Annotated in this window: 3 protein-coding genes and 1 pseudogene; all 4 read left to right on the plus strand. The window is 39.9% G+C overall.

What is annotated here, in order from left to right; translation table 11 throughout:
- Nucleotides 1-342: 342 nt before the first annotated feature.
- On the plus strand, nt 343-1,641 hold the full coding sequence (locus tag ZA05_RS11985) for a hypothetical protein (RefSeq protein ID WP_053991933.1): 1,299 nt from the start codon (nt 343-345) through the stop codon (nt 1,639-1,641).
- Nucleotides 1,642-1,828: 187 nt separating this feature from the next.
- Nucleotides 1,829-3,292 carry a gliding motility-associated C-terminal domain-containing protein gene (locus ZA05_RS11990; RefSeq protein ID WP_053991934.1) on the plus strand — a complete coding sequence of 488 codons (1,464 nt, stop codon included), beginning with the start codon at nt 1,829-1,831 and terminating at the stop codon, nt 3,290-3,292.
- A 1-nt stretch (nt 3,293) separates the two neighbouring features.
- The gene (locus ZA05_RS11995) at nt 3,294-5,948 is read left to right on the plus strand and encodes a PorP/SprF family type IX secretion system membrane protein (protein WP_053991935.1); all 2,655 of its coding nucleotides are present in this window, start codon (nt 3,294-3,296) and stop codon (nt 5,946-5,948) included.
- Between the two features lie 97 nt (nt 5,949-6,045).
- Nucleotides 6,046-9,454, plus strand: a pseudogene (locus ZA05_RS12000) (chromophore lyase); the annotation flags it as partial.

Consider the following 9,454-nt stretch of genomic DNA (forward strand, 5'->3'; position numbering starts at 1 on the left):
CCCCAATATTAAATGGGGTTTTTTTAGCAAGCAAAACAACCTTTAGTTAAAATTGTCATTACAAAATCATAATCTAAAGTGTACCCCTGCTTTTAAATTTGAAAATTAATTTTGTAATGCCAAAATGAGCTGAAATTAAAAATTTTAAAAGAATAAGTGAATTCTGTAAGGTGCTGAAGGTAAGATGTTTCTTTCTTAAAAATTGTAAAAAGTAAGTTTTTAATTACAATTATGCCGAAAGGATGTATTTTAACGACTTTTTTTGTATTTCATGGGATTTGTTTATACTTTTGATTTATTAACAGTTTTTAGACCCTTAATCTATTAATAATTATATTACTTATGAAAAACTTTACTCAGACACTATGTTTGTTTCTTTTGGCAGCGGTTAATCTGTTTGCCCAACAGGAGAAAGGAATCATAGGAACAACAAACTGGTTAAACAACTGGACCGAATTTAGACCTAACCATGTAGACTATGGTGAGCCAACTCAAATCTTGAGTGGGAATATTTCACAAGACACCAAACTTTTTAAAAAGGATACCTATCTATTGTTGGGTAGTGTTTTTATAACTGAAGGAGCCACGCTTACGATCGAGCCGGGAACGGTGATCCTTGGCGATTTTAAAACCAATGGAACTTTGGTAGTCACTAAAGGTTCTAAAATTGTTGCCGATGGAATGGAAACAGACCCAATCATTTTTTCTTCCAATAGAAGTGTGAAGAAAGAAGGAGACTGGGGAGGCGTGTTCATTCTTGGAGATGCGCCAATCAATAAATTTGGGAACGGCTCTTCTGTAAACTACGGATTGCGCCCAACTTCTTTTGAATATATCAACTATGGTGGAGAGAATGTAGAGTCGGATTCTGGAATCTTTAGATATGTAAGAATTGAATTTGCAGGAAAGCGTACCAAGGAATTTGGTTTCTTCAATGGTTTGACACTTGCTGGTGTAGGAAAGAATACTGTAGTTGAAAATGTAATGGTTAGCTATTGTGAAGGAAATTCATTCAACGTTGTTGGAGGAGAATTTAATATGACGCAGATGGTATCTTATAGAACCAGTAGCGATGATTATAAATTCAACTATGGAGCACAGTGTAGTATCACCAATTCTTTGGCAATCCGTTCACCGTATGTGTCTGGCGCCGATGGATCTAGATGTATGTATATAGCTTCTTATGAAGATAAAAATGAAGTAGACTTGACCAAAAAGGGGACTTTTGTAAAGGCAGAAAACCTAACCTTGGTAAATGTAAGTGATAATCTGGCTTCAGATATCGAAGTAGGGCTTGTTAAGGAGGCACTTTACATTGCTCAACACGCATCATTGGAAATGAGCAAGAGTGTGATTTCCGGTTTCAATCCAGCAGTAATCCTAGACGACAATATTACTATCAATAACAAAAACTTAGACCGTATCAAGTTTAGTGAAATGTATTTCAATAACTGCAACGGAAATATTTTTACCGAACACAATTCCAATAACGAAGATTTGGAAAATTGGTACGGAAACCGCGCGTTTTTTAATGTATACTCAAAAGGAAGCGACTCAGAAACGTTCATAGATTTGGACAATTCAAAACGTCCTGACTTTAGATTACGTATCAACAAAATTTACGCTTCCAATGCTGACTAGGCATTGGAAGTTTTCCTAAGATCATTTTATAGGAGAATTCAGGGCATTGCTAATCTTTCAAAATTGAGAAGGATATAAGCAAGCCCTTTTAGAGCCTTAATCGGGATGGATAAAATAAATCGCGATTGCTTGTTCTTCTCCAATATGGAGGAAGAATTATAAAAGGATAATTGCTAAATGTAATTGAATGCAAAAAACTACTATCTTAAACAGACTTGCTTTTCTATTGGGAATCTGTGTTTGGTTGTGCACGCAACAAACAAACGCCCAGCTAGTTATTGGTACGCCTAATTTAGGATTTAGTCAGGCTTGTGCCAGTGAGTCATTCAACACCTACAATGTTACATTTGTGTTTTCTCCGGAAACTGTATTGGAAGCATCCAATCAATTTATCCTTGAAATGTCTGATCCCGATGGTGATTTTTCAAATCCTACAACAATATTCACTTCACAACCAGGAGCTGTTACTGTGTCACCGGCAACTTTAAGTTTTTCTTTGCCGAGCACTACAGCTGGAGAAGGGTATAAGCTGAGAATAAAAAGTACAGCTCCTGTTGCTACAAGTGCAAAATCTGCGGCCTTTGCGGCCTATTACAAAATTCAAGACAGCCCATTTTCAATTAATAATTTGGTTTCCACCGGAGCATTTTGCTCTGGCGGGAGCTATTTGTTAACCATTGATAACCCTGGGACGGGAGAAAACGATTCTCCTTTAAATTATCCGTCACTTACCTTTAATTGGTTTAGGGAAACCAGTCCTACAACGGCAGTGTTTATTTCACAAGGGCCAACCTTGTCTGTAAATCAGGAAGGAACTTATTTCGCTGAGACCAATTATGGAACCTGTACGTCCAATTCTTTTTCCAACAGAGTTTCTATTAGCGAAGTGTCTGCTGGCGAAGCCGATGCTACCATTGCTTCTAGTTTAGGCAATCCGTTTTGTCCAGATCAAGGTATGACTACCTTGGCAACCATAGGTGGTGTAAGCTACCAATGGTATAAAGATGGTGCTGCCATTTCTGGAGCAACAGAGCAAACCTATCAAACTAATGAATCTGGATTTTATTCCGTGGAAGTAGATTTGGGAAGTTGTGAGACCTCTGGTTCCATTGATTTGATCAGTGAAAGTTTTGAAAGTGAAATTAACATTCCTGAGGAAAATCAGTTGGAAGAGGGCGACTATTTATGGGTGCAGGTAACTACAACTGCCAACAACCCGGTTTATGAATGGTATTTTAATGGAACATTAATTCCGGATGTTACGGGAGAAGAATATGAAGCTTATGATTATGGTTCCTATAAAGTGGTGATTACTCAAACCACAGGATGTGAGACCTCTCAGGAATTCACGTTTACAATAGGTGAACCGATAGACCCTTTCCCTGAAGTTGGGGATATTCCTAATCTAATCAGTCCTAACGGCGACGGTATCAATGATACTTGGGTAATTCCACAGCAATATGTAAGTGGTTCCAATACAGAGATTGTGATTATGGATAGCCGAGGAAAAGTAGTGCATCAAACCAATAATTATATGAACAATTGGCCCGAAAACCAATTGGGAATTAACAGCATCAACCAAGTATTTTATTATATCATCACAAGTCCCGGACAAGACTCTAAAAAAGGTTCCATAACCGTTGTAAAGTAATATGAAAGCGTATCTTTTGGCCATAGTAATACTAATCTGTTCCGTACAGATGACCTATTCTCAAGAAGAGGATGGGGTAGTGTCGTTTGCCATTCCGGTACGTAATTCTTTGCGTTTCAATAGATATGTGTTAAATCCAACTTTCAGTTTCGTAAGAGAACAGCACAAATATCTTAGTTTCAATAATAAAAGAGAATGGGTGCAGTTTGAGGATGCCCCACAAACCTATTTGGGAAGTTTTTCCGGAAGGTTTAAGGAAAACATTGGAATGGGAATTGGACTGTTCCAACAAAATTATGGAGTCCTGACTACTTTTGGCGGGCTTTTGAATTTTGCTTACAACGCACAATTAAGTCGTGAAAGCAATCTTACGTTCGGGTTGAACGTAGGCGCCTATAAGAGTGGGGTGAACAATGGAAATGTCGTGACTAATTATGACGATCCGTCCCTGAACAATATTCCTTCCAATTTCTTATTGACCATTAATCCCGGAGTCAACTATGGTACAGGCTTTTTCGATTTTGGACTGGCTTTGACCAATTTGGTACTTTATAATGTAAATGCTTCCCAACTTATCAAGGATATTCCGGAGCAGGGAATTCAAGGACATGTTATGTATACCGGCTATATGGACAGTCGAGGTTTCTTCGATCAAAGTAGATTCCAAACTTTGATAAGATCGGAGTTCAGATCAGATGAAACCATTGTATCAGGTTTGGCCATGTTAATGGTGCCTAAAGGTATTTGGGGACAAGTTGGTTACAATACCTTATATGGTGCTTCTGCGGGATTGGGATTGAACATCACACCACAAATTGCTATTGAATATAATTTTGAAAGAGCACTAGGCGAATTTACCGATTTTGGTCCTTCACATGAAATTACTCTTGCCTACAGATTTAATAATACAGAACGTTTTTATTATAGTAGAGAAGACAAGGTGAGTGCCATTGTCTTCCCTGAAAAGAGAAGAAAACCTGTTTCCAAAAAGTCTAAACAACAGGCAGAAGCCAATAGAAAAGCGGCTATTGCTCGTAGAGAAGAAGCAAAGGCTAAGGCTGAGGAGGACGCTAAATTAGCAGCAGAAGCTAAAGCATTGGCAGATGCCGAAGCAGCAAAATTGGCAGCGGAGGCTGAGGAGACACGTTTGGCAAAAGAAGCTGAAAGCAAAGCATTAGCTGAGGAGCAAGCCAGGTTAACAGAGGAAGCGGCAGCTAAAGAAAAGGCTGAGGAGGATGCAAGATTGGCTGCAGAAGCTGAAGCTCAACGGTTGGAAGAGGAAGAACGTGCTAAGGCCGTTGCGGAAGCTAAGGCAAAAATAGCAGCGGAGAAGAAAGCAAAAGCATCAGAAGAAGCTCGTTTGGCTGCCGAAGCAAAAGCTAAAGCACAAGCTGAGGAACAAGCAAGATTGGAATCTGAAGCACAAGCGAAGGCTCAAGCGGAAGAAGAAGCGCGTTTGGCTGCAGAGGCTAAAGCAAGAGCCCAAGCCGAGGAAGAAGCAAGGTTAGCTGCTGAAGCTGCAGCAAAAGAAAAAGCAGCAGAGGAAGCTCGATTGGCCGCTGAAGCAAAAGCTAAGGCTGAGGCAGAAGAGCAAGCAAGATTGGAAGCAGAAGCATTGGCCAATGCTCAAGCCGAAGAGGAGGCACGATTGGCTGCAGAGGCTGAAGCTAAAGCAAAAGCTGAAGAAGAGGCCAGATTGGCTGCTGAAGCAGAAGCCGCAAGATTGGCGGAGGAAGCTAAAGCTAAGGAAGTGGTATCTGACAAGCAAAAGGCTATGGAGGCCACAGACGATTTGGCCAAGGCTATGAATGAAATTACGAAGTTGACCGAAACGGATAGTACGGCACAAGTAGACTTAATCACGAGATATAAGGAAGCCATAGCGATAAAGAATCAGGATCTTAAGGATTTGAAAGAGGAAAATGATTTGGGTGATCAAGGAATTGTAGTAGCTCCAAAACCATTTAAGAGTATCTCTGCCGAAAACAGAGCCATTGAAGCCTTGAAGGCAGATATCGATCAAATCATCGATACCCGTACCCAGCGTATTGAAGAATTGGAAGAGCTATATGAACAAAGACTTCAGTTTGCGCCAATAGAAAATGATCCTGTAATGCTGTATTACAAGAAAACTATTAAGCGATTAAAGTCTGAACAATTGAAAGCCATGGATACCAAAGCAAGTTTAAGCACTACTTTGGAAGGCATCAATAGAGCTACCGAAATAGAAAGAAAGCGTAGAATCAAACGTGCAGCCTATGACAATGAAGATGACAGATACATGCGCGATAGGTTGGCATTGAAAAATATCAAGCAAAGTACGCCATTAAGATCGGCGCCATTAAAAACGGAAGAATTCAATTTTGGAGAAGACCTTGGAGGAAATATCCAAATCGTGAAAAATGTTAAGAATGTAGAAAGTGGTTATTACATGATTTTGGCGGTACACAACGATGTTGCCAAGAGAGATGATTTCTTAACAAAAGTAGTGTCGTCTGGAAGAACCGATGTGGATTTCTTTTATGACGTAAATACCAGTAAATATTACATCTATTACCAAAAATTTGATGCCATCGAACAGGCTAATGAAGCGATGAAATCAAAAGGTAATAGACCATATAATCAGAAGCTATCAATAATTAAAATAGAGAATTAAGTATTTAAAAATTAGAAAATTGAATTAATAGTAGTAATGGCAAGCCTGTTTTCTGCAATGCCCCTTGGAGGAAATAGGATTTAAAAACAGAAACACCATGAAAACGCCTACTTATTATAGACCTTACCTTTTAGGTTTATTTCTGTTACTGATGAGCTTTGGTACAATGGCCCAAACCTATGAGCCATTTACCATTCGTGAGAATCTGGAAGTAAAAGGTAGTATGTTGGTTATAGGGAACAACATTCTTGGAGAAGATAATTTGCCAGGAAATGACAATTCCGTAGATAACCAAGATGTGGACATGCAGTATATCGATATCGATTCCGATGCTTCCACTTTTAGCTCCAGTAGTGCCGATATAGTCTTGCCGCCTCAAGAAGATGGAAGTGAAACTACTTGTTATTCGGTGGCCTATGCCGCGTTGTATTGGGGAGCCATGCTTCAAAGTGGTGATAGATCCGAGATCAACCAAATTAAATTTAAAACTCCAGAAGGCACTTCATATGTAGATATTACGGGAGAGCTCATTTACGACGCCATTGTCGAGCCTATTATTTCAGAAGATGACGAGCCAGGAAATACCCCGTATGCGTGTTATGCAGAAGTAACGGATATTTTAAACGATTTAACAGACATTGAAGGAACTTATACAGTTGCCAATGTGACTTCAAGTGAAGGATTCAATTTTTCAACGGGACTGTCTGCAGGATGGACCCTATTCGTGATTTACGAAGATCCTAGTCTTCACATGAAATCTTTCACAACCTTTGACGGATTTAGCCATATTTATGATGACCATTACGAAGAAATTCCAGTAGATGGTTTTACAACCCCTCCTGCTGGGCATATCGATTTACAATTTGCCTATGCTGTTTTGGACGGTGATAAAAATAAAAGAGCAACCAAACTTGAAATCAACAATAAAGAGGTAACCACGCCATTAAGACCAGCCAATAAGTTCTTTGGGTCGGTTATTGAAAATACAAATGGGGTTTCGTACCCAAGAAATCCTTCTGGTACAAATACCTTGGGATATGATACAGGATTCTTGGAAATTATTAATTCAGAACCGGAATATATTGGTTATAGCGAAACGTCTGCCTCTTTTACATTGCAGGTGGCCCAAGGACAGGCAGATCCTTTGTTTTCGTTTTTCAGTGCCTTTGCGGTGGATATCATTTCACCAGAAATAGAACTGGTAAAAATTGTAGAGGATGAATTTGGAAATGAAATAAATGGAGACGATGTTATTTTAGGCCAAAACCTGTTCTACGAAATAAGCTATCAAAATATAGGGAATGAAGATATTACCAATTTTACGTTAACTGATATCCTTCCTGAAAATATTGTTTTTGATCCAGCTACAGATATTGATTTGACGAATTCAGGTGGTGCAACATTGTTGTCTTACGATCCAGTAACACGAACTATTGTGTTCGACATTCCTGATGAATCTGTAGAATTTGGAGATCCTGTATTCGTGATTCGTTTAGCGGTACAAGTGGTGCCAAACTGTTACGATTTAAGCCAGGCTTGTTCCAACGAAATCGTAAATCAGGCTTTTGCAACCTACACCGGAGCAATTAGCTCTATCACTGTGGAAGACCAACCAAGTTATGTGTCTGTAGAATGTAACAGTTTCCCACAACCAACCAACTTTTTGGTGGATATTTCTAATTGTGATTATGAAAGAGAAGAAGTGCTGTGTGGCGGAAGTGTTGAATTAACCGCAGCCGATGGTTATGAATCATACTCTTGGTCAACCAGCCCATCTGGGTCACCGGTTATAGGAACAACACAAACCATTACAGTTACGGAAACAGGAACCTATTATGTAACCAATACCGCGCCGGCAACTTGTTTGTCAATTGAAGAAGTGGTAACAGTGGTGTTGTACGGAACAACCCAAACAAATCCAGTGATTCCTTATGCAGATGAAGTAGTCATCTGTCCAAACGATGGTAAGGAACTGCCAAATATCTTTTTATGTGGCGCCAACGATTCACGTGATATTTTAACTGGAATTAGTGATGCTGTATCAATTATTTGGGAAAAGTTGGATGAGTCAAGCTGTGAAGCTGTGGCAACTCCAGACTGTGCCAACGAAAATGATGCCTGTACTTGGAATCAAGTAGGGACAGGTCCAGATTTTTCGGCTGATACTTCTGGTCAATTCAGACTAGTAATCAACTATCCAGGTGGTTGTTATAGTATTTTTTACTTCAATGTATATCAAAATTTATTGAATCCTACAGCAGCAGCACAGGATATCATTTGTGAAACACCTGGCCAAATTACCGTAGGAGGTGTGCCTTCTGGGTATGAATACAGTATTGATGGTGTGAATTACCAAACCAGTAATGTGTTTACGGTGAATTCCCCAGGATATTATACCATTTTCATCCAACAAATAGGAGTAGATACCAATCCTTGTATATTCGAAACACCGAGTGTGCATGTGATGGAAAGAGAGTTTTCTGTGGTTAGTAACATTACCCAACCAGAATGTTATGGTGATTTTGGAAGTGTGCATTTAGCTGTTAATGAAGCTTTACCTCAATATTACTATAGCCTTTACCAAGGTGGAACTTTTGTAGATGGCGTTGGACCTATCATGGCGAGCGATTATGAATTTGCCTCATTAAACCCAGGAGTATATACGGTTAATGTAAGTACCGATGATGGATGTTTGCATACAGAAGAAATTGAAATTGTAGAGCCTCCAATGATTGAGGTGTCTGCAGCCTTAACAACACCGCTTACCTGTACGGATGGGGTGATTACGGTTTATGCTTCAGGAGGAACGCCTCCTTATTACTATTTTGTAAATAGTGATACAGATTTCCAATCATCTCCTGAAATTGCAGTGTCCACACCTGGATTATATGAAATTACGGTGATGGATGCCAATAACTGTACGGCCACTACATCTATAAATGTTGAAGCAATTCCTGCTCCGGAATACACAATTTCTCAGACGAATATTACTTGTATAAGTTCTGGCGATACGGGTACCATAACCATTGAAGTTGTAGATGCCAATGGAAATGCATTGCAGTTCAGCATCGACGGTGGATTGACTTTTGTAAGCTCTCCTGTATTTACAGGACTGGCCGAAGGGGACTACGAAGTTGTTCTTCAATATACTTTGGGAAGTTCGGTGTGTCTGACGGATCCCCAGACGGTGACCATTAGCTCTAACGATCCTATCGCGGGCGTTGCCGAGCTGACTGCACCTTATACTTGTAGCAGTACCGGAACCATTACGGTAAATGAGGTTTCTGGAGGGGTGCCGCCATATACCTATAGTTTGGATGGGGCGACCTTCCAATCAGGTACTACCTTTACGGGACTGACGGCGGGTACTTATACGGTGACCATTCAAGATTCCACAGGCTGTATCTATATCACAGCTCCAATAGTTATAGAACCTTTGGATCCTCCAACAGATGTAGAGTTTACCAGTACGCCTGTAACCTGTCCGTCGAACACGGCTACAATTA

This window comes from Mangrovimonas sp. TPBH4, assembly GCF_001280505.1.
GTDB lineage: Bacteria > Bacteroidota > Bacteroidia > Flavobacteriales > Flavobacteriaceae > Mangrovimonas_A.